The sequence below is a fragment of the Polaromonas sp. genome (assembly GCF_029945925.1).
In the GTDB taxonomy this organism is placed as follows: Bacteria; Pseudomonadota; Gammaproteobacteria; order Burkholderiales; family Burkholderiaceae_C; genus Polaromonas.
Map to the genome: position 1 here is coordinate 1 of NZ_JAQSDN010000042.1, position 26,793 is coordinate 26,793.

A 26,793-nucleotide genomic window follows, 5' to 3' on the forward strand; every position below is an offset into this window, starting at 1 on the left:
TGGTCGGTGTGAAAGGATTCGAACCTTCGACCCCTTGCACCCCATGCAAGTGCGCTACCAGGCTGCGCCACACACCGTCAAGCTTCAAATTATAGCGTGCTTGTTTGGGCTGTTTCAGTAAGTGGCACTGAGCAGATCGCGAATTTCGAACAATTCGCGGCGCAGCAGCTGCAGCCTTTGCTGCGCCGCACTGCCATCAGGCAAGGGCGCCATGTCGGACGCGCTGTCTTCAAAGTCCATCGAGTCGCCAAAGTCATCAAGAATCGAGTCGCCGGCTTCCACCACGTCCACACCTTCCAGCATGACTTCACCGTTGCGGCGCTTGTCACGTTCGGTCTGCACGATCTCCTGCAGCTTGTTGCGCGCACCGCTGATGGTGAACCCCTGGTCGTACAGCAGATCACGTATGCGCCGGATCATCAGCACTTCGTGGTGCTGGTAGTAGCGGCGGTTACCGCGCCTTTTCATCGGGCGCAACTGCGTGAACTCTTGCTCCCAATAACGGAGCACATGAGGTTTGACGCCACATAAATCGCTGACTTCACCGATCGTGAAGTAGCGCTTGGCGGGAATGGGGGGGAGAGTTTTCTCCAATTAAATCAATACGCTATGAGGTGAAGCTACAAATCTACTCTAACAGGAAACTTAGTGCAAATAGTTACAAACACCAAAATCGGATGTGTTGTTTAAGCCACAAGCGGTAACGCGACGGCCCCAGCCGGAAAAGTGATGGATAAAGCGTCCAGAGACGCATGTCTGCGCACCGGCGAGGTCAGGGGAAATCAGGTCCCTGGATCGCCATGTGCATGAAAGAGCCCATTGCCGGGAAGGCGGGTGGCAGCCTGGATCGGGGGACGGGGCTGGCGCCTGAGTTGGCGGCACTGCCGCCCTTCAACCGGGTGCGGTCTGGCCCTGGATCTGCTCTTTGAGTTTGTGGCTGGCGTGAAAAGTCACCACCCGGCGGGCCTGGATGGGGATGGATTCACCGGTACGCGGGTTGCGACCCGGACGCGGCGCCTTGGTGCGGATCTGGAAATTGCCGAAGCCGGAAATCTTCACATCGTTGCCATCGACCAGGCTGTCCGACACAAGGTCGAAAAACGCGTCGATCATGTCCTTGGATTCGCGCTTGTTCAGGCCGATCTGCTCAAACAGCAACTCCGCGAGATGGGCTTTGGTCAGCGCCGGGCTCTCAAGACTTTCAACGGAAAATTCCACGACGCGCTCCTCGCTGTTAACTGTTGTTATTGTGTTCCCGGAACCTAGGCACGCAAACGCGCCTGCAGGCTGCTGCCGAGATTGTCGAGCACGGCCTTGATCGCCGCCTCAATCTGCTCGTCGGTCAGTGTAGCGTCGTCGCTGCCAAGCACCAAGCGCACGGCCAGACTTTTCTCACCGAGCTGCATCGCGGCATTGGCCTGTTGCGGCCGGTAGATGTCGAACAGCGTCGCCGATTTGAGCAGGCCATGCGTGTCTGCGCCATGGATGGCAGCCATCAACGCCGAATGGGTCACCGCTTCGGCAACAATCACCGCGATGTCACGCTCGACCGGCTGGCGCTTGCTCACCGGCTGGAAGCCGGGCATAGGACGCTGCAGCACGGCATCGAGCGCCAGTTCGAAAACAATGGGCGCCTGCGCCAGCTCGTAGCCCTGACGCCACTGCGGATGCAGCTCGCCGACAAAACCAACCTCCACGCCGTCGATGGCAACGCTGGCGCAACGGCCCGGATGCATGGCCGGGTGGGCCGCAGGTGCAAACACCGGCTGCAACGGCGCCAGCAGGGCCTGCACGTCACCCTTGACGTCGAAGAAATCCACACCCTTGTCGGACGTGCTCCATTGCAGGGTCTCGCGCGGCCCGTAGGCCAGGCCGGCCACCCGCATCGGCTGGTCAAAACCGGCGACGGTGGTGTCGGTATTCTGGCTGCGCGCGTCGCGCAGGAAGACCCGTCCCAGCTCAAACACATTGACGCGACCGGCTTTGCGGTCGAGATTGAACTTGAGTACCTGCAACAGCGAGCCGATCAGCGACGAGCGCATCACGCTCATCTGGCTGGCAATCGGGTTCAGCAACTTAATGGGGTTGGGGTTGCCGGCAAGCTCATGCTCCCAGCGCTCTTCGACAAAACTGAAGTTGATGGTTTCCTGGTAGCCCAGGGCCGCCAGCGCGCGGCGCACGGCAAAGGCACTGCGCCGCGCCTCCGGACGGATACGCGCGGTGATCGGTGCCAGCGGTGGCGTGGCCGGCAGCTGCTGGTAACCCACCATGCGCACCACCTCCTCGATCAGGTCTTCTTCGATCTGCAGGTCAAAGCGGTAGCTGGGCGGTGTGACGGTCAGCGTGCCCTCGCCTTCCGCCACGGGCAAGCCCAGGCGCCTGAGCGCATCGGCGCACTGCGCCTGCGTCAAAGGCATGCCGATGACCTTGGCGGCCCGCACCACACGCAGCGTCACCGGTTCGGCCTTCGGCAGATTGGCCTGCACATCGTCGATGGGGCCACACACCGTGTCCGGCGTACCGCAGATGTCCAGGATCAGTTGCGTGATGCGTTCGATGTGTTCCACCGTCTGTCCGGGGTCCACGCCACGTTCGAAACGGTGGCCGGCATCGGTCGAAAAGTTGTAGCGGCGCGAACGCCCGGCAATCGCCTTGGGCCACCAGAACGCGGCCTCGACATAGACATGTTTTGTCTCGTCGGACACGGCTGTTGCATCGCCGCCCATGATGCCGGCCAGCGACTCCACCTGGCTGTCGTCGGCAATCACGCCGACTTTGTCGTCCACCGTCACCGTGGTGCCATTGAGCAGCTTGAGCGTTTCGCCGGGTTGGCCCCAGCGCACATCGAGTCCGCCATGGATCTTGTCCAGGTCGAAAATATGCGAGGGCCGGCCCAGCTCGAACATCACGTAGTTCGAAATATCCACCAGCGCCGTCACGCTGCGCTGGCCGCAGCGCGCGAGCCGGTCCACCATCCACGGCGGGGTGGCAGCTTTTGTATTGACGTTGCGCACGATGCGGCCGGAAAAACGGCCACACAGATCAGGCGCGCTGATGCGGACCGGCAACTTGTCCACGCTGGCCACAGCGACCGACGGAAAAGACGGGCTCACCAGAGGCGCGCCGGTCAGCGCAGCCACTTCACGGGCAATGCCGTACACGCTCAGGCAGTGCGCGAGATTGGGCGTGAGCTTGAGGGTGAACAGGGTGTCATCGAGTTTCAGGTGTTCGCGGATGTCCTGGCCCACGCGCGCGTCCGGCGCCAACTCGAGCAGTCCGCCATGGTCGTCGGACAGCTTGAGTTCGCGGGCAGAGCACAACATGCCCTGGCTCTCCACGCCGCGCAGCTTGCCGACCTTGATCAAAAACGGTTTGCCGTCGTCGCCGGACGGCAGTTCGGCACCGACCAGCGCACACGGCACCTTGATGCCGACACGGGCATTGGGTGCGCCGCAGACGATGTTGAGCAGGGAGTCCTGCCCCACATCAACCTGGCAGACGCGCAGGCGGTCGGCATCGGGGTGCTGCACCGCTTCCTTGATCTCGCCGACCACGATGTGGGTAAAGGGCGGCGCCACCGGCTTGAGTTCTTCGACCTCCAGACCGGCCATGGTCAAGGTCTCGGCCAGGGCCTCGGTGCTCAGCGGCGGATTGCAGAATTCGCGCAACCAGGATTCGGGAAATTGCATTTTTATAAGGCCTGATGGGTTACTGGAATTGCGACAGAAAGCGCAGGTCACCGTCGAAGAACAGCCGCAGGTCGTTAACACCGTAACGCAGCATGGTCAGCCGGTCCGGACCCATGCCGAAAGCAAAACCGATGTAGTGCTCGGGGTCCAGCCCCATGTTGCGCACCACCGTCGGGTGTACCTGGCCGGAACCGGCCACTTCCAGCCAGCGGCCCGCCAGCGGACCGGTCTGGAACTGGATGTCGATCTCGGCGCTCGGCTCGGTGAAGGGGAAAAAGCTGGGGCGAAAGCGCAGCACCAGATCGTTGGACTCAAAGTAGGTGCGACAGAAGTCGGTGAAAACGACTTTCAGGTCCTTGAAGCTGACGTTCTGGCCTATCCACAGGCCCTCGCACTGGTGGAACATCGGCGAGTGCGTGGCATCACTGTCCACCCGGTAAGTGCGGCCCGGCGCGATCACGCGGATCTCGGGCATCACGCCGCCGGCGTCAATCAGCGCGCGATGTTTCTTGACATGCTGCACGGCATAACGGACCTGCATCGGACTGGTGTGCGTGCGCAGCAGGTTGGGCGCGGCTTCCGTGCCGCCTTCCACATAAAACGTGTCGTGCATGGAACGCGCCGGATGGTCTTCGGGCGTGTTCAGCGCGGTGAAGTTGAACCAGTCGGTTTCAATCTCGGGGCCCTCGGCCACATCGAAGCCCATGGAGCCGAAAATCGCCTCGATGCGCTCCAGCGTGAGCGACACCGGGTGCAAGCCGCCAGCTGGCCGCTGGCGGCCCGGCAGTGAGACGTCCAGTGCCTCGGCCTTGAGCTGCACCTGCAGTTCGGCGTCCGCCAGCGCCTGGCGGCGCGCTGTCAGCGCGGCTTCGATGGCCTGCTTGGCCAGGTTGATGGCGGCGCCGCGGGATTTTTTCTCTTCCACGGGCAGCGCGGCCAGGCCCTTCATCAGCTCCGTGATGCGGCCGGACTTGCCGAGGAACTGCGCCTTGGCGTTTTCCAGGTCGGCAGGCGTGACGGCCTGCGCAAAGCTGGTTTTGGCCGAATCCACCAGAACATCGAGTTCGTTCATATATTTCTTGTCATTAACAAACCAGCCCGGACGCCGCCTTCGCCTGTCGCCCGGACAAAGAAAAAGGGCCAGAGCCTTTTCAAGCTCTGGCCCCCGTCTTTTGTGCGCAACCAGCTATCAATTCAATAGCTGGGTGCCCCTCAAAAATCAAGCAGCAAGCTTGGCCTTGACCTGCTCCACGATGGCGCCAAAAGCAGCGCTGTCGTGAATCGCCATGTCGGACAGGACCTTGCGGTCGATCTCGATGCCGGCTTTTTTCAGGCCGTTGGCAAACTGGCTGTAGGTCATGCCGAATGAGCGGCTGGCAGCGTTGATACGCGCAATCCACAACTGGCGGAACACACGTTTTTTGTTACGGCGGTCACGGTAGGCATATTGCCCGGCCTTCATCACCGCTTCTTTGGCGATGCGATAGACATTGCCGCGGCGGCCGCGGAAACCTTTTGCAAGGGCTAAAACTTTTTTGTGGCGGGCGCGAGCCGTTACACCACGTTTGACGCGAGGCATGTGAGTACTCCTTGTTCGTCGTTAATTAAATGCCCATGCCGGGCAGCATCTGCGCCATGTGACCCATATTGGTCTCATGGACAGCAACTGCACCACGCAGGTGGCGTTTGTTCTTGGTGGTCTTCTTGGTCAGGATGTGACGTTTGAAGGCTTGGCCGCGCTTGACGGTACCACCTGGACGAACGCGAAAACGTTTCTTCGCGCTGCTCTTGGTCTTCATTTTGGGCATGTGAATGCTCCTTTTCATTTGTGCTCGTGAGGCGCTGCGAACCTTACGCAGACTTGATGGCCCCGAGCCACTTGTAGTGGCGAGTGTTTAATTCACCACTTGTCCGTGGCGAGTTTTAAGTTCACCACTGGCTGGTGGCGGGCTTTGACACCTGCCACCTTCGCAAAGGCAGGATTTCCCTGCCTTCACCGGACATGCTTTCGCATCCCCGAAAAACCTGCCGGTAAAAACACCCGCAGGTTGAACTCCTTGTCGGCGACAGCCCGCCCTCAGGCGCCTGTCGGTGCAGCCGGTGCCGCCGGTGCCGCTTCCGCGGGTGCCGCTGCGGGCTTGGCAGCCACCTTCTTCTTGCCCGGCGCGATCATCATGACCATTTGCCGGCCTTCGAGCTTGGGGAACTGCTCCACCAGAATCAAATCAGCCAACTCGTCACGGATACGCGCCAGCAGGGCTAGGCCCAGTTCCTGGTGCGTGATTTCGCGACCGCGAAAGCGCAGGGTAATCTTGCACTTGTCGCCCTCTTCCAAAAAGCGCTTGATATTGCGCAGTTTGATGTTGTAGTCACCATCGTCGGTGCCAGGCCGGAACTTGATTTCCTTGACCTCGATCACCTTCTGCTTGGATTTCGCGTCCGCGGCCTTCTTCTGCTCGGCGTACTTGAATTTGCCGTAGTCCATCAATCTGCACACCGGCGGAACCGCCGTGGGAGATATCTCAACCAGATCCACGTCATGTTCACCGGCGAGGCGCAAGGCTTCCATGATGCTGACAACACCCAGAGGTTCGTTGTCTGGCCCGGTCAGACGTACTTCGGGGGCCATGATTTCACGGTTCAAGCGATGCTTGCGTTCTTCGCGGTGGCGGCGGTCACGAAATTCAGTAGCGATGGTTCTAATCCTTTAACGTTTGCTATAAAAGCTATAGCAGCTTGCGCCCGCCCAACAAGGACGACAGGCCAAAATCATTCACAAATGTGTCAGAAATCAGGCTTTTTGGGTAATGTCAGAAGCAATTGTTTGCGCAAAGGCTTCGAGTGACATGACGCCAAGGTCTTTATTACCCCGGGCGCGCACGGCAACTGCGCCGGCTTCCTTCTCCTTGTCACCTACGACAAGGATGTAAGGCAGCTTTTGCATGGAGTGCTCCCGTATTTTATACGTAATTTTCTCGTTGCGCAGATCAAGATTGACCCTAAGCCCTTGATTTTGAAGCCTTTTAGCTATTTCACGACAGTAATCGGCCTGGGCATCGGTGATATTGAGCACCGAAACCTGCACCGGCGCCAGCCAGGTGGGCAGCGCGCCGGCATGTTCCTCGATCAGAATCCCGATGAATCGCTCCAGGCTGCCGACGATGGCCCGGTGCAGCATCACCGGGCGGTGCCGGGCACCGTCTTCGCCCACATATTCGGCGTCCAGCCGCTCCGGCATCGAAAAATCAACCTGCATGGTGCCGCACTGCCATTGCCGGCCAATCGCATCTTTCAGCGTGTATTCGATTTTGGGGCCGTAAAACGCGCCGTCGCCGGGTGCGATTTCGAATTCGCAACCGGAGGCGCGCAGGCTTTCCATCAGCGCATTTTCGGCCTTGTCCCAGCTCTCGTCGGAGCCGATGCGCGCTTCAGGCCGCGTCGCCACCTTGTAGATGATGTTCTTGAAGCCGAAGTCGGTGTAGACCTTCTGCAGCAGGGTCGTGTAGTCGACACATTCCTTGAGGATCTGCTCTTCGGTACAGAAGATGTGGCCGTCGTCCTGGGTGAAGCCGCGCACACGCATGATGCCGTGCAGGCCGCCCGAAGGCTCGTTGCGGTGGCACTGGCCGAACTCGCCGTAACGCAGCGGCAGGTCGCGGTAGCTCTTGATGCCCTGCTTGAATATCAGGATGTGGCCGGGGCAGTTCATCGGCTTGAGCGCGTACTCGCGCTTTTCGCTCTCCGTCGTGAACATGTTGTCGCGGTACTTGTCCCAGTGGCCGGTTTTTTCCCACAGCGTCTTGTCAATGACCTGCGGGCCCTTGACCTCCTGGTAGCCGTTGTCCTGGTAGACCTTGCGCATGTACTGCTCGACACCCTGCCACACCGTCCAGCCCTTGGGGTGCCAGAACACCAGGCCAGGCGCATGGTCGTCGATGTGGAACAGGTCGAGTTCACGGCCCAGCTTGCGGTGGTCGCGTTTTTCCGCTTCTTCCAGCATCAGCAGGTACTGCTGCAGCTCGTCCTTGGTCGCCCAGGCCGTGCCGTAGATGCGCTGCAGCATTTCGTTGTGGTGGTCGCCGCGCCAGTAGGCGCCGGCCAGCTTCATGAGCTTGAAGAACTTCAGCTTGCCGGTGCTGGGCACGTGCGGGCCGCGGCACAGGTCTTCGAACTTGCCCTCGCGGTAGAGCGACACGTCTTCGTTGGCCGGGATGCTCGCAATGATCTCGGCCTTGTAGTGCTCGCCCTGCTCCTTGAAATAAGCCACAGCCTCGTCGCGCGGCAACACGCGGCGCGTCACCGGCTCGTCTTTGGCCGCCAGCTCGGTCATCTTCTTTTCGATGGCCGTCAGGTCTTCCGGCGTGAAGGGGCGTTTGTAGGAAAAATCGTAGAAAAACCCGTTCTCGATCACCGGGCCGATGGTGACCTGGGCATCCGGAAACAGCTCCTTGACCGCGTAGGCCAGCAGGTGGGCGGTCGAGTGGCGAATCACCTCCAGGCCTTCCGGGTCCTTGGCGGTGATGATGGACAGCGGGCTGTCGGCAGAAATCAGGTAGCTCGTGTCCACCACCTTGCCGTTGACCTTGCCGCCCAGCGCAGCCTTGGCCAGGCCGGCGCCAATGGAGGCGGCGACCTCGGCCACCGTCACGGGCTGGGAAAATTCGCGGATCGAGGCGTCTGGCAGCGTAATTTTGATCATGGTGGGCAGGCTCTGGAAAACAAAAAGCGCGGGAACTGCCGCGCTTGGTAAAGGATGGGGATGGAGGCTTGCTATCTATTGAGTAGCTACAAATCACCAAGGGATGCGGCTAGCGCCCGGGGCGACTCCAAACTGGAGGCGTGATCGTAGTTCGCGGTGTCATAACCCGCGCGATCCTTCCTGTTTCCGGTTTGATTGATTGCATGAGGTTATTTTACGGCAGCTTCGGGCTCAGGCCCCACCCGGCACGCCCGGAGGGGAAAAAGCCAGCCCCAGGCAGCGCGGGCACTCGGTGATGACCGTCTGTTTTTCGACCTCGAAATCCTCGGTGATGTTTTCACTGTCCATGCGGAGTTCGCCCGTTGCGTTGCAGTCGGGGCAAGGCGTACGGTTGAATCCCATGGTGGCCTCTGACATGGCACGCTCCCGGCAGTGTGGGTTCTGGATCAGCCGCACTCTACGCGAAAACCCGGCACATGCCAAAAGGAAAGGCCCGGGCAAGCGCATCGCTTGGGCCGGGCTACCGGTCGCCTCGCGAGGCAACCGTTATTTCAATGATCCGCTCAGTGGAACTGCTCTTCTTCGGTCGAGCCGGTCAGCGCGGTCACGCTGGACTTGCCGCCCTGGATCACCGTGGTGACTTCGTCGAAGTAGCCGGTGCCCACTTCCTGCTGGTGCGACACAAAGGTGTAGCCACGCTCGCGTGCGGCGAACTCGGGCTCCTGCACCTTCTCGACATAGGCCGACATGCCGCGCTTGACGTAGTCCTGGGCCAAGTCGAACATGTTGTACCACATGGAGTGAATGCCGGCGAGCGTGATGAACTGGTACTTGTAACCCATGGCGCCCAGCTCTTTCTGGAACTTGGCGATGGTCGCATCGTCCAGGTTTTTCTTCCAGTTGAACGATGGCGAGCAGTTGTACGCCAGCATCTTGCCCGGGTGAACTTTGTGCACAGCGTCGGCAAACTTCTTGGCAAAAGCCAGATCAGGCGTACCGGTTTCGCACCACACCAGGTCGGCGTAATGGGCGTAGGCAATGGCGCGGCTGATGGCCTGGTCAATACCCTTTTTGGTCTTGTAGAAACCTTCTGAGGTGCGCTCGCCCGTCAGGAAAGGCTTGTCGTTCTCGTCATAGTCGCTGGTCAGCAGGTCAGCCGCTTCAGCGTCGGTGCGGGCAATCACCAGTGTGGGCACGCCGCAAACGTCGGCGGCCATGCGCGCGGCGATCAGCTTCTGGTTGGCTTCCACCGTCGGCACCAGCACCTTGCCGCCCATGTGGCCGCATTTCTTGACCGAAGCCAGCTGGTCTTCCCAGTGCACGCCGGCCGCACCAGACTTGATCATGGCCTTCATCAGCTCAAAAGCGTTGAGCACGCCGCCGAAACCGGCTTCCGCGTCAGCAACGATGGGCGCGAAGTTGTCGATGTAGCCCTTGTCGCCGGCATCAATGCCCTTGGAGTGCTGGATTTCGTCGGCACGGCGGAAGGTGTTGTTGATGCGCTCAACCACCTGCGGCACGGAGTCGACCGGGTACAGCGACTGATCGGGGTACATGGACGAGTAGCTGTTGTTGTCGGCTGCGACTTGCCAGCCCGACAGGTAGATCGCTTTTACGCCGGCTTTCACTTGCTGCATGGCCTGGCCACCCGTCAGCGCGCCCAGGCAGTTGACGTAGGGCTCGGTGTTGACCAGGTCCCAGAGCTTTTCGGCACCGCGGCGGGCCAGCGTGTACTCGATCGGGAAGGAACCGCGCAGGCGGATCACGTCGGCAGCGCTGTAACCGCGCTTGATGCCTTTCCAGCGGGGGTTGGTCGCCCAGTCTTTTTCGAGGGCGGCAATCTGCTGTTCGCGGCTCAGTTGTTCGGTGAGGGTCTGTGGCATGAGGTCACTCCGGAGGTTGAAAAATGGGGGGTACAAACAGCGCTGCACTATCCATGCCTCTGCCGTTTGCTCTGGCGTCAACTTTAAGTCTTCTACAAGACTTTGTCAGCCTCTTATGTCTTATATAAGATAAAATTTATTTTCAATGAAATCAAAGGCTTTTTCATATTATTTCATGATGAGAAAAGTATTTTCTTATATTGAGAAATATTACTGCGCTGCAGCATTTTGATATTTCGTAATGCGGAATGTTTTTACCGGATCATGAAATTACGAGTTCGGACGGCTCAGCCGTTTTATCGCTGCGGGCGACATGGTGGGGCAGGCAAGCAGAGTCCACCCACAGACGACCGCAGTCCTCCGTCTACCCTCACCCCGCGACCTCAGGGACGCTGCCGAAGGTGGCCGAGCCAGTCGCCACCGGTGATCACCGGTTGGCCCGCCGCGCGGGCCGGGTTGATTTCATAAACCAGGCAATCCAGTTCCACCGCGCCGGACAGCGCCTGCGGCTGGCCCAACTGCACCCTCACCGCCTGCTTGCGGTATTCGCCCGTCTGCTGCGGCCAGACCTCCTCGATGGCGTCGAGCTGGCGCTCCAGTTCGGCAGTGATGGCATAGACCTCGCCGGTCACGCGAGCCGGGCCGCCCAGCACCACGCCCGGGTAAGGCCCCAGATCGTAGAGCACGCCGGCCACGCTGGCCATGCCGACATAGTGCGGCGCCGGGTGCAGACGCGTGATGTCACGCACACCGCCGCGGCGCAACGTGCCGTACACAAAGACATGGCGGCTGGCGGAAGGCGTCGTCGGTTCAGGCATGAAAGTAAGGCATGATTTCGGGCAAGTAGAAAAGTGACCTGGAAGAACAAGCATCCCGGACTCTGCGGCGCACAGCAGCCAACAGCGCTGATGGCGGCCGCAGGAGCCACTCAACCCTCAACGGAAAACCCGGTGGAATGAACCGCATTGTGGCCTACGCCTGCCTGGCGCTCAGCATGTCCCTGGTCGGCAGTTATGTCGCGCTGTCCAAACCACTGGTCGCGGTCTTCCCGGTCTTCCTGCTGGCCTGGCTGCGTTTTGGCATTGGCGGGGCGGCCATGCTGCACTGGCTCAAAAAACCGGCCGGAGAAGCCCCGATGACGCGGCAGACCCGGCAACTGGTGTTCCTCGAATCCTTTCTCGGCAACTTCCTGTTTTCGATCTGCATGCTGTTCGGTGTGAGCCTGAGCAGCGCGGTGGCCGCCGGCGTCATCATGGCCGCCATTCCGGCCGCGGTGGCGGTGCTGAGCCGGCTCTTTCTCGGCGAACGCATCCGCCCCCGGGTCGCGCTGGCCATTGCCTGCGCGGTCTTCGGCATCATGCTGGTGTCGCTATCAAAAACAGAGCTGTCTGCGCAAGCACAGAAAGGGCTGGAGCCCGATTTGACATCAAGCCGGGTATGGCTGGGCAACCTGCTGCTGGTCGGTGCCGTGCTCTGCGAAGCCGCTTATGCGGTGATCGGCAAAAAACTCACCGGCGCGCTCGGCCCCAAACGCATCACCGCGCTGATCAATCTCTGGGGCTTTGCGCTGGTGACACCGCTGGGCCTGTGGATGGCCTGGGGTTTTGACTTTGCCGCCGTGGCGCCCGGCAGCTGGCTGCTGCTGCTGTTTTATGCGCTGGCCGCCAGCGTCTGGACCGTGTGGCTGTGGATGACGGGCCTCAAAGGTGTGCCCGCCAGCCAGGCTGGGGTGTTCACCGTGATGCTGCCTGTCAGCGCGGCGCTGGTCGGCGTGGGCGTGCTGGGGGAGTCCGTGGGCGCGGCGCAGTTGGCCGCTTTTGCACTCGCGCTGGCGGGCGTGGCGCTGGCCACCTTGCCGGAGAAAACGCGTCCCTGAGCGCAGCCCGGAGAAGCGTCAGGCGTCAGGCAAACAGGGTCTTGTGCTGCTCCCGCAGCACGTTTTTCTGGACCTTGCCCATGGTGTTGCGCGGCAGCTCGCCGACGATGAAGCAGCGCTTGGGAATCTTGAAGTTGGCAAGCTGCGCCTTGAGCCGGGCAATGATCTGCTCGGCGTCCAGCTTCGCGCCAAGCTTGGCGATCACGATGGCCACGCCGACTTCGCCGAAGTCCGGGTGCGGCACGCCGACCACCGCGCTTTCGGCCACGCCCGGCATGTCGTTGATGTAGCCCTCGATCTCGGCCGGGTAGACGTTGTAGCCGCCGCTGATGATCAGGTCCTTGCTGCGCCCGACGATGGTGATGTAGCCGCGCTCGTCGATCTTGCCGACATCGCCGGTCTTGAAATAACCATCGGCGGTGAACTCTTCCTTCGTTTTCTCGGGCATGCGCCAGTAACCCTTGAAGACGTTGGGGCCCTTGACCTGGATGCCGCCGATCTCGCCGGTGGGCAGCGGCTGGCCGGCATCGTCCTGCACCCGCAGGCTCACGCCGGGCAAGGCAAAGCCGACGGTTCCGCCGCGCCGTTCGCCTTTGTAGGGGTTGGAGGTCAGCATGGCCGTCTCGCTCATGCCGTAACGTTCGAGAATCGTGTGGCCGGTACGCTCCTGCCATTCGGTGAAGGTTTCAATCAGCAGTGGTGCGGAGCCCGCGACGAACAGGCGCATGTGGCGGCAGGTTTCGCGGTTCAGCCCGGGCTCGGCCAGCAGGCGCACATACAGCGTGGGCACGCCCATGAACACCGTGGCCTCGGGCAGCTTCTGCACCACCAGCTTGGGGTCGAACTTCGCCAGCCAGATCATCTTGCTGCCGTTGATCAGCGCGCCGTGGATGGCCACGAACAGGCCGTGCACGTGGAAGATGGGCAGCGCATGGATCAGCACGTCGCCGGGTTCCCAGGCCCAGTAGTCCTTGAGCACCAGCGCATTGCTCAGCATGTTGCAGTGCGAGAGCATGGCGCCCTTGCTTCGGCCCGTGGTGCCGCTGGTGTAGAGGATGGCCGCGAGGTCGTCCGCGCCGCGCTGAACCACCTCGTGCCGGTCGCTGCAATGCGCAGCGCGCTCCAACAGCGAGCCGCTGCGGTCGTCGTCGAGCGTGAAGACGTTCTGCGTGCCGGCCTTGAAGGCGATCTTGCTGACCCAGCCGAAGTTCTTTGAGCTGCACACCACCACCGAGGGCTCGGCGTTGCCGATGAAATACTCGATCTCTGCGCTCTGGTAGGCGGTGTTGAGCGGCAGGAACACATAACCGGCCCGCAGCGTGGCCAGGTAGAGCATCATGGCCTCGACTGATTTTTCAACCTGCACGGCAATACGCGCACCGGCCGGAAGGTCCAGCGATTGCAGCAGGTTGGCCATCATGGCGGTCGAGCGTTCGAGGTCGCGCCAGGAATAGTTCAGGCCGGTGTCGGTTTCCACCGCCACCGCATCAAGGTCTTCCGGAAAGGCTGCGCGCAGGGCGGCAAACAGGTTGTTGTTTTTCATCGCGTGGTTACCTGGAAATCGAAAAAGTCAGAGGTCGCCGCCCACCGGGAAAAGCGGCGGACGTTTTTCAACAAAGGCCGACACACCTTCGCGGTGTTCGGCGGAGTCGGCGTAGGCATATGCCGTTGCTATCATATAAGTAGCAGGCTGCGCCCGCCCTTCCTGGGCCAGAGCCCGAAAAGTCTGTTTGTTCAGGCGTGCCGCCGCGGGTGCCAGCCTGGCCACACGGCCGGCCGTCGCCAGGGCCTGCGCCCCCACCTCGCCGTCCGGCAGCACGCGGTTCAGAAAGCCGCGCTGCAGCAAGGTGGACGCATCGAGGACCGCCGCTGCCAGCAGCATCTCGCGCGCCGTCAGCTCGCCCGCGGCGCGCATCACGAGCGCGGCCTCGCGCGGCGCCATTGGAAAACCGAGCTTGCCGATCGGTGCGCCGAAGGTGGCCGACCCGCCGGCCAGCCGCATGTCGCAACAGCTGGCGATCTCCATGCCCGCGCCCATGCAGGCGCCCTCGATCTGCGCCACGATAGGCAGGTCGCAGTCGAGCATGGCCTGCAGGCCGCCCCAGACCTCGTTTTCATGGAAGCTGCGCAGGGCGGCTTCGTCAAAGCGGAAGTCCGGGTACTCGGCGATGTCGCCGCCCGCACAGAAACTGGCGCCCTCCCCGCGCAGCAGCACACAGCGCACATCGCCGCGCTGCTGCAGGCCGGTGAACACCTCGCGCAGCTGCTGCCACATGGCACGCGACATGGCGTTGAGCTTGCCCGGATGGGACAGGGTGACCATGGCGATGGGGCCATCCGTGGCCAGCAGAACCTGTCCTGTCATGCAAGTCTTGAGTTCAGTCCAGCTTGGCGCCGGACGCCTTCACCACTTGCGCCCATTTCTTGACCTCTGCGCTGATGAAGCTGCCGAACTGCGGCCCGGCCAGCCCGGTGAACTCGGCACCCTGGCGCGCCCAGACGGCCTTGGCTTCGTCGGTGGTGCAGGCCTTGCGGATTTCCTCGATCGCGCGCGCCTGTGCATCGGCCGGCATGCCCTTGGGGCCCCAGACACCGTACCAGGTCGTCACGTTGTACTCGGGCAAGCCCATCTCGGCGGCGCTCGGCACATCGGGAATCGCCGGGTTGCGCTTGTTGCCCGACACCATCAGCGCCTTGATGCGGCCGCCGGCAATGTGGCTGGCCGATGAACCCAGGCCGTCGAACATCATTTCGACGTCACCGGCAATCAGGCCCTGCAGGGCCGGGCCGGCGCCGCGGTAGGGAATGTGGGTGATGAAGGTTTTGGTCTGCTGCTTGAACAGCTCACCGGCAAGGTGGTGGGATGTGCCGGCGCCGGCCGAGCCGTAGTTGAGTTTGGCCGGATTCTTGCGGGCGTACTCGAGGAACTCCTTGAAGCTCGGCACCGGAAGTTTTTGCGGGTTGACCACGACAACCTGCGGCACGCTGGCCACCAGGATCAGCGGCACCAGGTCTTTTTCGATGTCGTAGTCGAGCTTCGGGTACATGCTGGGCGCAATGGTGTGGTGCACCGCGCCCATGAACAGGGTGTAGCCGTCGGCTGGCGCCTTGGCGGCAATGCTGGCCCCCAAGGTGCCGCCCGCGCCGCCGCGGTTGTCAATGATCATCTGCTTACCGGTCAGGCGTGCAAACTGCGCCGACATGGGACGCGCAAACGCATCGGTACCGCCGCCTGCGGGAAAGGGAACAATCATGGTCACCGGCTTGGCGGGCCAGCCCGATTGCGCATGGCTGCCCAGGGAGAACGCGGCAACGCCGGCGGCCGCTGCACGCAGCACGTTGCGCCTGGACGCGTTGATGTCAAAGCTCGATGTCATGTCGGTCTCCTGTCATTGTTGAACCAAAAAAAAATGAAATGGGTGTCTCGATCAAATATACAAATCTTCGATGTCACCCGATACGGGGATTTTCCCCTGTGACAGCAGCGCCCTGTGCTTGTCCAGGCGTTTGAGGTCATAGAGGTAGTTGACCATCAGGCCGCAGGACTGCTTGAGTCCCTTGGCCGACGGATCGCCCATCCAGTTGAGCCGCTCGATGCGCGCACCGTTGCCCAGGTGAAAACGCGCCACGGCATCGAGCGGCTTGCCGTCGTCGAGCTCGCGCCCCAGGTAATGCGCCGCGCAACGCAGCAACATGCGGCGCACCGGCGACTTGTCGTCCAGAGACGGCGCATTGTCGGCGGCGGTGAGGAAATGCTGCGCGGTGGGGGGTTCAAAGCCGATGGCCCGGCCCAGCGCGGTGCGTTCCTTGTCATCGAGCAGCGCCAGCATCGCGCCGGCATTTTTTCCCAGCCAGTGACGGAAGCCGGGGATCGGCGAGAGGGTCGCAAAGTGTTTGAGCCTCGGAAATTCGGCACGCAGAGTTTCCACCACGCGCTTGATCAGCGAGTCACCGAAACTCACGCCGCGCAGGCCCGCCTGCGTGTTGCTGATGGAGTAAAAAATCGCGGTGGTCGCCCTGGCCAGATCCGCCGGTGCGGCCGACTCGTCCAGCAGCGGCGTGATGCCGGCGGCCATCTCGTCCATCAGGGCCACCTCGACAAAAATCAGCGGCTCGTCAGGCATGCGCGGGTGGAAAAACCCATAACAGCGCCGGTCGCTGTCGAGCCGGTTTTTCACATCGGCCCAGCTCTTGATGTCGTGCACCGCCTCGTACTTGATCAGCTTTTCGATCAGCGATGCCGGTGAGTCCCAGCTGATGCGGCGCAGGTCCAGAAAACCCACATCAAACCAGGTCGAAAACATGTACTCCATCTCGACATCGAGCGCCTGCAGCCGCCTGTCCGCCTTGAGGTAAGGCAACATGTCGGCGCGCATGTCGACCAGAAAACGTATGCCTTCCGGAAACGCGCTGAAGCGCTGCAGCAGACGCCTGCGCGGCGACACCGTGGCGCGGCGGTAGCGCACTTCCGCTACCGCCTCGTCGGGCGTGCCCACCGCGGCGGCAAACTGCGCTTGCGCCAGCTTGACCTTCTGCGCATCGGCCACAAACTGCTCGCTCATCAGCAGCCACATGTCGCGCCGCTCGTTCAATGCGGCCCCGGCATACCAGCCGGCCACACCCTTGGCGCGGCGGCCGCCTTCAACTTCGCTGACCTGCGGGTCCACGATGGCCTTGAGCTCCTCCAGCGTGCGGCGCAGGACGCGCGGCGACAGCGCCTCCTCCTTTTGCCGCAAGGTGGCCTTCAGGCGTTCGCGGGTAGAGCGGACTGGCGACGGCGCCTCCGGCGAGGCGACGGACGCTACTTTTTTAGGAGCATCTGGCGCAGGCACCGCGGCGGCTTCAGCCGGTTTGGAGCTCACTTTTTTCTCGCTTGAAAAGCGCGACACGCTGCGGTTGAGCCAGTCGGCGGCGGTCATGAGGCCACCCTCGTGCGCTGATGGCGGGCCAGTTCGCGCAAGGCTTCGCGCTGGCGCGTCAGGTGGGTGCGCATGGCCGCGTCGGCACCTTCGCTGTCGCGGGCCTTGAGCGCGGCAAACACCGCCATGTGCTCCGACAGGCTTTGCGCCAGCCGCCCGGGCGCATGCAGCTGCTGCGCACGCGCCAGCTTGAGGATCTTGCGCAGGTCGGCAATCGCCGTGGCCAGCCAGCGGTTGTCGGCCAGCGTGATGATGGCTTCGTGGATCGCGAAATTGGTGTCGTAATACTCGTTGATGCGACCGGCCTTGGCGTGGCCGGCCAGCCGCTCGTGCAGGGTATCCAGCGCCGCCAGATCGGCGCCGCTCGCATTGCGCGCAGCTTCGTAGGCGCAGCGGCCTTCCAGCAGCGCAATCACCGGAAAGATATCGTCCAGGTCTTTCTCGGTGACTTCGCTGATGAAGCAGCCGCGCCGCGGCTCGTGGCGCAGCAGCCCCTCCGCCGTCAGCACCTTGAGCGCCTCGCGCAGCGGCGTGCGGGAAATCTGCAGCCGCTCGCACAGGACCAGCTCGTCCAGAAAACTGCCGGGCGCGTAGGTGCCGTCAAAAATCTGCTCACGCAGGGTGGCAGCCACTTCCTGGTGCAATGAATTCTGGACGAGTCGCATGGTGGTATCCGTTGGTCGTCGTGTGGCGGAGAAGGCCCGGTCGGGTCTGGCGGTTGGCGGTTGGCGGGAGCCTCGCTTCTGCCGGCCCCTCGTTCCCCCGTTCTTTTTGGCTATCTGATCCGTAATTTCCTGTAATTACGCATAATTATGATGAGCAAGCCCGTGGAGCGCAAGCTGCCTCAACGACAAACCAGCAGGTGAAAACCCGTGGTTTCTGCGATGTCAGGAAAGGGAGGCGACCGCTGCCACAAGTGTTTCGGGCCTGAATCAGCTATCAAAAATATAGCTGCATGCAACCGACCAGCAAGGGATGCCACCGTTTTCAGGCTCTTCTTTCAGCCCACAACCAGAGCCAGACGCCGGCCGCGATCATCGGCAGGCACAGCCACTGGCCCATGCTCATGCCCAGCGCGAGCACGCCGAGGAAGTCATCGGGCTCGCGGAAAAACTCGGCAATGAAACGGAACACGCCGTAACCGACGAGAAACGCCGCCGACACCTGTCCGGTCTTGCGCGGCTTGCGTGCATACAGCCACAGTAGCACAAAAAGCAGCAGCCCTTCCAGCAGGAACTGGTAAACCTGCGAGGGATGGCGCGGCAGCATGGAGCCGCTGTGTTTGAACACCATGCCCCAGGGCAGATCGGGGCTGCTGAAACGGCCCCACAACTCGCCGTTGATGAAGTTGCCGACCCGCCCTGCCGCCAGCCCGGTGGGCACGCAGGGCGCGACCAGGTCCATCACCTGCAGCCAGGGCTTTTGCCGCGTGCGGGCAAACCAGACCTGCGAGACCAGCACGCCGATCAGGCCGCCGTGAAAACTCATGCCGCCCTGCCAGACGTAAAAAATTTCAAGCGGATGCGCCAGGTAATAACCGGGCTTGTAGAACAGGCAGTAGCCGATGCGCCCGCCCACCACCACCCCCATCACTCCCAGAAAAAGGATGTCCTCGATGTCCTTGCGGCCCCAGGCGGCCGCCCCGGTCATCGACGCATAGGGTTCATGTCGCAGGCGGCGCAAACCAAGAAACAGGAACAGGCCGAAGGCCGCCAGGTAAGTCAGGCCATACCAGTGGATGGCCAGCGGCCCCAACTGCAGGGCGACAGGATCGATGGTGGGGTGAATCAGCATGCGGCTTATTGTGCCAGTGTGCGCCCGCGGCAGGCGAGGCGCAGGGCCGTCAGTCCGGCAGCGCCGGGGCAAACGCCAGTAGGCGCTGAAGGCAGGGGTTGGCAGCGTCCGCAGGCCAGAACAGGCTGGTCTCGCAGACCGGCACGGGTCGACCTTTTTTACCCGCCACGCTGCGGTACACCACGCCGGGCCGCTGGAACTGCCGCACACTGTCGGGCACCCAGGCCACACCCAGGCCGGCCGACACGAGGTTCACGATGGTCTGCATCTGGATGGCCTCCTGCGCCACCTGCGGTGACTGCGCGCCGGCATGGTACATGCCGAAGATCGCGTCATACAGCGAGGGCAGGATGCGGCGCGGAAAAATCACCAGCGGCAGCGCCAGCACCTCGTCGAGCGCCAGGGACGCCTTCGCAGCCAGCGGATGCTGCTCGGCCAGCGCCAGCACCAGCGGTTCCCGGGCAATCAGCCGGCGCGTCAGGCCCGGCGGCGCAAAACCCGGGGAATGCAGCATGACTCCGGCGTCGATGTCATGGTGTTCAAAAGCCTGCAACTGCATGTCGCCGGTGGCCTCGAGCAGTTCCAGATGGACCTGCGGGTCATGTTCGCGAAAAGCCCGCACCCAGGCAGGCAGCAATGAAAACCCGGCGGTCGATACGAACGCCAGCCGCAGGCGGCCGACTTCACCGGCCGCCGCCGCCCGCGCCTGCTCGGGCAGGGCCTGCGCGCGCGCCAGCAGGTCCAGCACCTGCGGCAGCAGCGCCACGGCCGCCGCCGTCATGTGCACGCTGCGTTTGGTGCGATCGAACAGCCGCACCGCCAGCAGCTTTTCCAGATGGGCAATCGCCTGAGTCAGCGGCGGCTGCGTCATGTGCAGGCGCGCCGCGGCACGGCCGAAATGCAGTTCTTCGGCCACAGCCGCAAACTGGCGCCAGAGCCGGAGTTCAATGGTCGGGGTAGTCATACGCCATACATATTAATGCAACCTGAAAAATATATTGGAGGCGCTTGACGAGGCGGCGCATACTCTGCCTTTTGCCTCACCTTCCCCTCCTTCCCCACCTTCCCCACCGCAGAGACACCCCATGACACAACAGGACAAAGACAGCGTCGGCGACGCTATCAACCGCCGCAGCAAAAACATCACCGAAGGCACCTCGCGCGCACCGAACCGTTCGATGTACTACGCGATGGGTTACGAGGCCGAGGACTTCAAGAAACCCATGGTCGGCGTCGCCAACGGGCACAGCACCATCACGCCCTGCAACAGCGGCCTGCAAAAACTCGCCGATGCCGCGATTGACGGCATCGAGGAAGCCGGCGGCAATGCGCAGGTGTTCGGCACACCGACCATTTCCGACGGCATGGCCATGGGCACCGAGGGCATGAAGTACTCGCTGGTCTCCAGAGAAGTGATCTCCGACTGCATCGAGACCTGCGTGCAGGGCCAGTGGATGGACGGTGTGCTGGTGATCGGTGGCTGCGACAAGAACATGCCGGGCGGCCTGATGGGCATGTTGCGCGCCAACGTGCCGGCCATCTACGTCTATGGCGGCACCATTCTTCCGGGCCACTACAAGGGCAAGGACCTGAACATCGTCAGCGTCTTCGAGGCCGTGGGCGAACACGCGGCCGGCCGCATGAGCGACGAGGACCTGCTGCAGATCGAGCGCCGCGCGATTCCCGGCACCGGCAGCTGCGGCGGCATGTACACGGCCAACACCATGTCGTCCGCCTTCGAGGCGCTGGGCATTTCCCTGCCCTACTCGTCGACCATGGCCAATCCGCACGACGAAAAAATGAACTCGGCCAAAGAGTCGGCCAAGGTGCTGGTCGAAGCGATACGCAAGAACATCAAGCCGCGCGACATCGTGACCAAAAAGTCCATCGAAAACGCCGTCGCCGTGATCATGGCGACCGGCGGCTCGACCAACGCGGTGCTGCACTTCCTGGCCATCGCCCATGCCGCCGGCGTGGACTGGACCATCGACGACTTCGAACGCGTGCGCCAGAAAACCCCGGTGCTCTGCGACCTCAAGCCCAGCGGCCAATACCTCGCGGTGGACCTGCACCAGGCCGGCGGCATTCCGCAGGTCATGAAGATGCTTCTCAAGGCCGGCCTGCTGCATGGCGACTGCCTGACCATCACCGGCCAGACCATTGCCGAGGTGCTGAAAGACGTGCCCGATGCCCCGCGCGCGGACCAGAAAGTGATTCGCCCCATCGACAAGCCAATGTACGCCCAGGGTCACCTGGCCATTCTCAAGGGCAACCTCTCGCCCGAAGGCTGCGTCGCCAAGATCACCGGCCTGAAAAACCCGGTGATGACCGGCCCGGCCCGCGTGTTTGACGACGAACAGTCAGCGCTCGAGGCCATTCTGGCCGGCAAGATTGTCGCGGGCGACGTGATGGTGCTGCGTTACCTCGGCCCCAAGGGCGGCCCCGGCATGCCGGAAATGCTGGCACCGACCGGCGCGCTGATAGGCGCGGGCCTGGGCGAAAGCGTGGGCCTGATCACCGACGGCCGATTTTCGGGCGGCACCTGGGGCATGGTGGTGGGCCACGTCGCACCGGAAGCGGCCGCCGGCGGCAACATCGCCTTCATCAACGAAGGCGACTCGATCACCATCGACGCCAAACAATTGCTGCTGCAACTGAACATCAGCGACGCCGAACTGGCCAAACGCAAGGAGGGCTGGAAAGCACCCCTGCCGCGTTACATCCGCGGCGTGCAGGCCAAGTTCGCCTTCAACGCCTCCAGCGCCAGCAAGGGCGCGGTACTCGACGACTATTGAGATCGCAACAGCGCACCGTCTATTAAAAAAGCCCCTGCAGGTCTGCAGGGGCTTTTTATCGAATCACCCGTAAGAGGAGCGAGCGAAGCAAGCGGGTTCCCCTTCAAGCAGGGGCCGCGGGTCCGGCTCCGCCGGCCCGCAGGCGCAGCGCCCCCTCGGGGGGCAGAGAGCTACACGCAGTGAGCGAACGTGGGGGCTCTATCTACTTCCTTTTTTTGAGCATCCCCATGGCATCGCGTTGCCGGTCAATCCGCTCCTTCTTGCGTTTTTCCATTTTTTCCATGGCATTCTTTTCGGTGAGGCCGGACTTGTCCGCCCACCACCACCAGAGCACCGCCAAGCCGAACGGCGCCAGCACCACCCACCAGGGCCAGCCCGCCACCGGCGCGACCTCCAGGTACTTCAAGGCAATGCCGACGATGCCCAACAACAGAAAAAACATGGCTGACTCCTGAAAAACCTGTGGTAACCCTTTGAAAGCAAGGTCAACCCGGCCCACTACAATGACGTTGAACGACTGTAACCGAATCCATAACTCCCCCCACGAGGTTTAACGATGAAACGTCTCTGCTTAGTGATTGCTTCCCTGGCCGCAGGTTTTGCCGTGTCCACCCCGGCGCTGGCTGACCTGCAACTGGCGACCGCCAAAAATTGCATGGCCTGCCATGCCGTGGCGACCAAGCTGGTGGGTCCGTCCTACAAGGATGTGGCAGCCAAATACGCGGGTCAGAAGGACGCCGTTGACAAGCTTGCTGTAAAAATCGTCAAGGGCGGTGCTGGCGTGTGGGGCCCTGTGCCCATGCCGGCCAATGCCCAGGTCAATGCCGACGATGCCAAGAAACTGGCGGCCTGGGTCATGACGCAAAAATAAGCCCGGCCCTCCAGCACAAAAAAGCCCGTTGGATCAACGGGCTTTTTTCATGGGCGAGGCGCTCCTGGCACCGCCGCTTAAAGGTTTTCCGACAACTGATCCAGGATCGCCGGGTTTTGTGGCCACCTCACATCGCTTTGCGATATGAGTGTCCCCCAATCCCGCCACAGCTTCGCTGACGCGGCTTGCGCCGCCCTCGATCAAAGGTTTTCCGACAGTTGATCGAGGATGGCGGGATTTTAGCTACGGCGTGACAAGCCCTGCGGGCAATTGTCAGCCTGCGCTGAAACCCGGCTCAAAGGTTTTCAGACAACTGATCCAGGATCGCCGGGTTTTCCAAAGTCGAGGTGTCCTGGGTGATGGCCTCGCCCTTGGCGATGCCGCGCAGCAGGCGGCGCATGATTTTCCCGCTGCGGGTTTTCGGCAAGTTGTCACCGAAACGGATGTCTTTCGGCTTGGCAATCGGTCCGATCTCCTTGCCGACCCAGTCGCGCAACTCTTTCGCAATCGCCTTGGCCTCGTCGCCGGTCGGCCGCGAACGCTTGAGCACCACAAAGGCCACAATCGCTTCGCCCGTCAGGTCGTCCGGCCGGCCCACCACCGCGGCCTCGGCCACCAGCGCCGAATGCGACACCAGCGCCGACTCGATTTCCATGGTGCCCATGCGGTGGCCGGAGACGTTGAGCACGTCATCGATGCGGCCGGTGATGCGGAAGTAGCCGCGATCAAGGCTGCGCACCGCGCCGTCGCCGGCCAGGTACATGGTGCCGCCCATCTCCTCGGGGAAATAGCTTTTCTTGAAACGCTCGGGATCGTTCCAGATGGTGCGGATCATCGACGGCCAGGGGCGCTTGACCACCAGCATGCCGCCGGAGCCGTTGGGCACGTCCTTGCCGAGTTCATCGACGATGGCTGCCATGATGCCGGGCAGCGGCAAGGTGCAGCTGCCGGGGACCAGGGGCGTCGCGCCCGGCAGCGGCGTGATCATATGGCCGCCGGTTTCGGTCTGCCAGAAGGTGTCGACCACCGGACAGCGCTCGCCACCGACGTTTTTGTAGTACCACATCCAGGCTTCGGGGTTGATGGGTTCGCCCACCGTGCCGAGAATGCGCAGGCTGCTCAGGTCAGAGCGCGCCGGATGGATTTTTTCGTCGGCTTCGGCCGCCTTGATCAGCGAACGGATCGCGGTCGGCGCGGTGTAGAAAATGCTGACCTTGTGTTTTTCGATCATCTGCCAGAAGCGGCCTGCGTTCGGGAAGGTCGGTATGCCCTCGAAGATCACCTGGCTCGCCCCAGCCGCCAGCGGGCCGTAAGCCACGTAGGTGTGGCCGGTAATCCAGCCGATGTCGGCCGTGCACCAGAACACATCGGACGGCTGGATATCGAAGGTCCAGTCCATGGTCAGCTTGGCCCACAGCAGATAACCGCCTGTGCTGTGCTGCACACCCTTGGGTTTGCCGGTCGAGCCGGAGGTGTAGAGGATGAACAGCGGATGTTCCGCGCCGACAAATTCCGGCTCACAGGTGGCCGGCTGCTTTGACGTGACCTCGTGCATCAGGCTGTCGCGCCCGGCCACCATATTGCAGGCCGTGGCCGTGCGCTGGTAGACGATCACGTTCTTGATCGACTCGCAGCCGCCCATGGCGATGCCTTCATCGACGATGGCCTTGAGCGGCAACTCCTTGCCGCCGCGCAACTGGTAGTTGGCGGTGATCACCGCGACCGCGCCGGCGTCCTGGATGCGCTCCTGCAGGCTCTTGGCGGAGAAGCCGCCGAACACCACCGAGTGGGTGGCGCCTATGCGCGCGCAGGCCTGCATGGCGACAACGCCCTCCACCGTCATCGGCATGTAGATGATGACGCGGTCGCCCTTTTTGATGCCCATGGCCTTGAGCGCGTTGGCGAACTGGCAGACCTTGCCGTGTAGTTCCTTGTAGGTGACGTTGGTCACCTTGCCGTCGTCGCTCTCGAAGATGATGGCCTTCTTGTTCTCGGTGGCGGTGCCGAGGTGGCGGTCCAGGCAGTTGCAGGAGGCGTTGAGCTCACCGTCGGCAAACCATTTGTAGAACGGCGCGTTCGACTCGTCCAGTGTCTGGGTGAAGGGCTTCTTCCAGCTCAGGTTCTCGCGCGCCAGCCGGGCCCAGAAACCCTCGAAGTCTTTCTCGGCTTCGGCGCACAGCGCCTGGTAGGCGTCCATGCCGGAAATGCGGGCGGATTTGGCCAGCTCCGGATTGGGGAAAAAGACCCGATTTTCAACCAGTGTGGATTCGATGGCGGATGATGAAGGCGCGCTCATGGTGATGGTCTCCTGGGTTTATAGTTGAATCGCTGCTAAATGTCATGTTCGGCACTTACAGTGCACTGACGGCGTCTCTCCCCATTTAACACCAGACTCACCCGCCCGCCTACAATCCGGCAAATCCGTAGAAACCCCAAGCACCATGTCCGAACCCCAACCCATCCCCCCCAAGGCTTCGCCGTTGCGCCCCATTCCCAACATCATTTTCGCCAGCCGCTGGCTGCAGTTGCCGCTGTACCTGGGGCTCATAGCCGCCCAGGCGGTTTACGTCTTTCACTTCTGGGTCGAACTTGTGCATCTGTTGGAGGCGGTCTTTGGCAGCCAGACAGCGCTGCAGGCCCTGGTCACCAGCATAGGTTACAAGTCCGACATCCAGGTGAGCGAGCTCAACGAAACCATCATCATGCTGGTGGTGCTGGCGCTGATCGACGTCGTCATGATCTCCAACCTGCTGATCATGGTGATCGTGGGCGGCTACGAGACCTTTGTGAGCCGCATGAACCTCGAAGGCCACAGGGACCAGCCCGAATGGCTCAGCCATGTCAATGCCTCGGTGCTCAAGGTCAAGCTCGCCACCGCCATCATCGGCATCAGCTCCATCCACCTGCTCAAGACCTTCATCAACGCCGCCAATTACGATGTGAAGGTGCTGATGTGGCAGACCATCATTCACGTGGTGTTCCTGCTCAGCGCCCTGGCCATTGCGCTGACGGACAAGCTGATGAGCCGCGCCGAGCCCCCCGCCCACTGACCCCTCGCACGAAAGCACCGCATGACCATCCTGCTGTTCATAGGCGGCCTGATCGGCCTGGTGGCGGGCGCCGAGCTGCTGGTACGCGGCGCATCGAAGCTGGCGCTGTCTTTTGGCATTTCACCGTTGGTCGTCGGACTGACCATCGTGGCCTTCGGGACCAGCGCGCCGGAGATGGCGGTTTCCGCCGGCGCGGTCCTCAATGGCCAGACCAACCTGGCCTTGGGCAACGTGGTCGGCAGCAACATCTTCAACGTGCTGTTCATTCTGGGCCTGTCGGCGCTGGTCACCCCGCTGGTGGTCAACATCCAGCTGATTCGCCAGGAGGTGCCCATCATGGTAGGCGCCAGCCTGCTCCTGCTGGTCTTTGCCCTGGACAACAGGCTGGGCTTCATCGATGGCGCCATCCTGTTCGCGCTGTTGATCTCCTACACCGTGTTCCTGATCATCCAGTCGCGCAAGGAGACACGGGCGGCGCAGGACGAATACGCCGCCGAGCTCCTTCCGGCCCGGCCCGGCGGCTGGGATGCCAGGCTACCTGTCCAGCTGCTGCTGATCGTCGTCGGGCTTGGCTTGCTGGTGCTGGGGTCTGAATGGCTGGTGAGCGCGTCGGTGGTTTTTGCCAAAGCCCTGGGCATCAGTGACCTGGTCATCGGCCTGACCATCGTCGCGGCGGGCACGTCCATGCCCGAGGTCGCGACATCGTTGATGGCCGCGATCAAGGGCGAGCGCGACATCGCCGTCGGCAACGTGGTGGGAAGCTGCACCTTCAACATTCTGGGATGCCTCGGTCTGGCCGCCATGCTCTCGGGCAACCTGGGGCTGGTCGTGCCCACTGCCCTGCTCAACTTCGACCTCTGGGTCATGATGGCAGTCGCCCTGGCCTGCCTGCCCGTGTTTCTGACCGGCCGCGAAATTGCGCGCTGGGAAGGTGGCGTGTTCGTCCTTTACTATGTGGCCTATGTCGTTTATCTGGTTCTGGCCAACCAGCAGCACGGTGCGCTGGGCGTATTTTCCATGGCCATGATGGGGTTTGTGATTCCCATCACCGTGGTCACGCTGATCGTGGTGCTCATCCGGCGTGCGCCGCCGGCACAAAACCCGCCCTGAGGCATGGGGGTGACCGGCATGCCACCGGGCCGGCACGGTGCGGTGAGCGCAGGGGCTTGAAGCCGCCTGGGAGATGGGCCTGCGGCCGCCACGCCGGGATATTCACA

General features: G+C 62.3%; 25 protein-coding genes and 1 tRNA gene. 5 read left to right on the top strand and 21 right to left on the bottom strand.

The genetic code is table 11. The features are described from left to right. From PSV40_RS13380 to PSV40_RS13435, 12 genes are all read right to left on the bottom strand, one after another. A tRNA-Pro gene (locus tag PSV40_RS13380) sits at nucleotides 1–77 on the bottom strand. A 37-nt stretch (nucleotides 78–114) separates the two neighbouring features. Continuing rightward, the gene (locus PSV40_RS13385) at nucleotides 115–594 is read right to left on the bottom strand and encodes a MerR family transcriptional regulator (protein ID WP_293594767.1); all 480 of its coding nucleotides are present in this window, start codon (nucleotides 592–594) and stop codon (nucleotides 115–117) included. Nucleotides 595–891: 297 nt separating this feature from the next. Then, entirely contained in the window at nucleotides 892–1,218 is a 327-nt protein-coding gene (locus PSV40_RS13390) for an integration host factor subunit alpha (RefSeq protein WP_300538390.1), read from the bottom strand. Between the two features lie 44 nt (nucleotides 1,219–1,262). Beyond that, on the bottom strand, nucleotides 1,263–3,689 hold the full coding sequence (gene pheT, locus PSV40_RS13395; protein WP_300538392.1) for a phenylalanine--tRNA ligase subunit beta: 2,427 nt from the start codon (nucleotides 3,687–3,689) through the stop codon (nucleotides 1,263–1,265). Nucleotides 3,690–3,708: 19 nt separating this feature from the next. Then, nucleotides 3,709–4,761: a phenylalanine--tRNA ligase subunit alpha gene (gene pheS / locus PSV40_RS13400; RefSeq protein WP_300538395.1), complete on the bottom strand. Its 1,053-nt coding sequence runs from the start codon at nucleotides 4,759–4,761 to the stop codon at nucleotides 3,709–3,711. Between the two features lie 147 nt (nucleotides 4,762–4,908). Beyond that, nucleotides 4,909–5,268, bottom strand: a complete 360-nt coding sequence (gene rplT / locus PSV40_RS13405; RefSeq protein WP_096668383.1) for a 50S ribosomal protein L20 — start codon at nucleotides 5,266–5,268, stop codon at nucleotides 4,909–4,911. A gap of 25 nt (nucleotides 5,269–5,293) precedes the next feature. Continuing rightward, nucleotides 5,294–5,497 carry a 50S ribosomal protein L35 gene (rpmI, locus tag PSV40_RS13410; protein WP_077595745.1) on the bottom strand — a complete coding sequence of 68 codons (204 nt, stop codon included), beginning with the start codon at nucleotides 5,495–5,497 and terminating at the stop codon, nucleotides 5,294–5,296. A 269-nt stretch (nucleotides 5,498–5,766) separates the two neighbouring features. After that, nucleotides 5,767–6,393, bottom strand: coding sequence for a translation initiation factor IF-3 (infC, locus tag PSV40_RS13415; RefSeq protein WP_300538801.1), 627 nt, complete (start codon nucleotides 6,391–6,393; stop codon nucleotides 5,767–5,769). Between the two features lie 87 nt (nucleotides 6,394–6,480). Next, the gene (thrS, locus tag PSV40_RS13420) at nucleotides 6,481–8,388 is read right to left on the bottom strand and encodes a threonine--tRNA ligase (RefSeq protein WP_300538398.1); all 1,908 of its coding nucleotides are present in this window, start codon (nucleotides 8,386–8,388) and stop codon (nucleotides 6,481–6,483) included. 231 nt (nucleotides 8,389–8,619) lie between these two features. Further along, on the bottom strand, nucleotides 8,620–8,805 hold the full coding sequence (locus PSV40_RS13425) for a hypothetical protein (protein WP_300538401.1): 186 nt from the start codon (nucleotides 8,803–8,805) through the stop codon (nucleotides 8,620–8,622). Nucleotides 8,806–8,951: 146 nt separating this feature from the next. After that, nucleotides 8,952–10,271, bottom strand: coding sequence for an isocitrate lyase (gene aceA, locus PSV40_RS13430; protein WP_300512622.1), 1,320 nt, complete (start codon nucleotides 10,269–10,271; stop codon nucleotides 8,952–8,954). A gap of 383 nt (nucleotides 10,272–10,654) precedes the next feature. Continuing rightward, nucleotides 10,655–11,089, bottom strand: coding sequence for a gamma-glutamylcyclotransferase family protein (locus tag PSV40_RS13435; RefSeq protein WP_300538404.1), 435 nt, complete (start codon nucleotides 11,087–11,089; stop codon nucleotides 10,655–10,657). A gap of 137 nt (nucleotides 11,090–11,226) precedes the next feature. On the opposite strand from PSV40_RS13435, the gene PSV40_RS13440 reads away from it, so the two are divergent. Further along, complete coding sequence (locus PSV40_RS13440; RefSeq protein WP_300538407.1) at nucleotides 11,227–12,147, top strand: DMT family transporter; 921 nt, start codon at nucleotides 11,227–11,229, stop codon at nucleotides 12,145–12,147. A gap of 25 nt (nucleotides 12,148–12,172) precedes the next feature. Here PSV40_RS13440 and PSV40_RS13445 read toward each other — a convergent pair whose 3' ends face one another. From PSV40_RS13445 to PSV40_RS13475, 7 genes are all read right to left on the bottom strand, one after another. Next, nucleotides 12,173–13,690, bottom strand: a complete 1,518-nt coding sequence (locus PSV40_RS13445) for a malonyl-CoA synthase (protein ID WP_300538409.1) — start codon at nucleotides 13,688–13,690, stop codon at nucleotides 12,173–12,175. Between the two features lie 27 nt (nucleotides 13,691–13,717). Next, nucleotides 13,718–14,512, bottom strand: coding sequence for an enoyl-CoA hydratase/isomerase family protein (locus tag PSV40_RS13450; protein WP_300538411.1), 795 nt, complete (start codon nucleotides 14,510–14,512; stop codon nucleotides 13,718–13,720). 13 nt (nucleotides 14,513–14,525) lie between these two features. Next, on the bottom strand, nucleotides 14,526–15,524 hold the full coding sequence (locus tag PSV40_RS13455) for a tripartite tricarboxylate transporter substrate binding protein (RefSeq protein ID WP_300538413.1): 999 nt from the start codon (nucleotides 15,522–15,524) through the stop codon (nucleotides 14,526–14,528). A 51-nt stretch (nucleotides 15,525–15,575) separates the two neighbouring features. After that, nucleotides 15,576–17,066, bottom strand: a complete 1,491-nt coding sequence (locus tag PSV40_RS13460; RefSeq protein ID WP_300538415.1) for a malonyl-CoA decarboxylase — start codon at nucleotides 17,064–17,066, stop codon at nucleotides 15,576–15,578. Then, entirely contained in the window at nucleotides 17,063–17,731 is a 669-nt protein-coding gene (locus tag PSV40_RS13465) for a GntR family transcriptional regulator (protein ID WP_300538418.1), read from the bottom strand. Before PSV40_RS13465 ends, PSV40_RS13460 begins: the two co-directional genes overlap by 4 nt. Before the next feature lie 322 nt (nucleotides 17,732–18,053). Continuing rightward, nucleotides 18,054–18,860: a prolipoprotein diacylglyceryl transferase gene (gene lgt / locus PSV40_RS13470; protein ID WP_300538421.1), complete on the bottom strand. Its 807-nt coding sequence runs from the start codon at nucleotides 18,858–18,860 to the stop codon at nucleotides 18,054–18,056. Nucleotides 18,861–18,909: 49 nt separating this feature from the next. Then, nucleotides 18,910–19,824 (bottom strand): LysR family transcriptional regulator, encoded by a 915-nt coding sequence (locus PSV40_RS13475; RefSeq protein WP_300538423.1) that lies wholly within the window; start codon nucleotides 19,822–19,824, stop codon nucleotides 18,910–18,912. A gap of 121 nt (nucleotides 19,825–19,945) precedes the next feature. Here PSV40_RS13475 and ilvD point away from each other — a divergent pair, with 121 nt between their 5' ends. Beyond that, nucleotides 19,946–21,655 carry a dihydroxy-acid dehydratase gene (ilvD, locus tag PSV40_RS13480; RefSeq protein ID WP_300538426.1) on the top strand — a complete coding sequence of 570 codons (1,710 nt, stop codon included), beginning with the start codon at nucleotides 19,946–19,948 and terminating at the stop codon, nucleotides 21,653–21,655. Between the two features lie 202 nt (nucleotides 21,656–21,857). Here the strand turns inward: ilvD and PSV40_RS13485 are convergent, their stop codons facing one another. Continuing rightward, nucleotides 21,858–22,097: a TIGR04438 family Trp-rich protein gene (locus tag PSV40_RS13485; RefSeq protein WP_293594784.1), complete on the bottom strand. Its 240-nt coding sequence runs from the start codon at nucleotides 22,095–22,097 to the stop codon at nucleotides 21,858–21,860. Between the two features lie 114 nt (nucleotides 22,098–22,211). Here PSV40_RS13485 and PSV40_RS13490 point away from each other — a divergent pair, with 114 nt between their 5' ends. After that, nucleotides 22,212–22,526, top strand: coding sequence for a c-type cytochrome (locus PSV40_RS13490; protein ID WP_300538429.1), 315 nt, complete (start codon nucleotides 22,212–22,214; stop codon nucleotides 22,524–22,526). 295 nt (nucleotides 22,527–22,821) lie between these two features. On the opposite strand, the gene acs is transcribed toward PSV40_RS13490, so the two are convergent. Further along, a complete protein-coding gene (gene acs / locus PSV40_RS13495) occupies nucleotides 22,822–24,822 on the bottom strand; it encodes an acetate--CoA ligase (protein WP_300538432.1) in 2,001 nt (666 codons plus the stop codon). Nucleotides 24,823–24,967: 145 nt separating this feature from the next. On the opposite strand from acs, the gene PSV40_RS13500 reads away from it, so the two are divergent. Then, nucleotides 24,968–25,576 carry a YqhA family protein gene (locus PSV40_RS13500; protein ID WP_300538435.1) on the top strand — a complete coding sequence of 203 codons (609 nt, stop codon included), beginning with the start codon at nucleotides 24,968–24,970 and terminating at the stop codon, nucleotides 25,574–25,576. A gap of 21 nt (nucleotides 25,577–25,597) precedes the next feature. Beyond that, nucleotides 25,598–26,686, top strand: a complete 1,089-nt coding sequence (locus PSV40_RS13505; protein ID WP_300538438.1) for a calcium/sodium antiporter — start codon at nucleotides 25,598–25,600, stop codon at nucleotides 26,684–26,686. Nucleotides 26,687–26,793 lie beyond the last annotated feature (107 nt).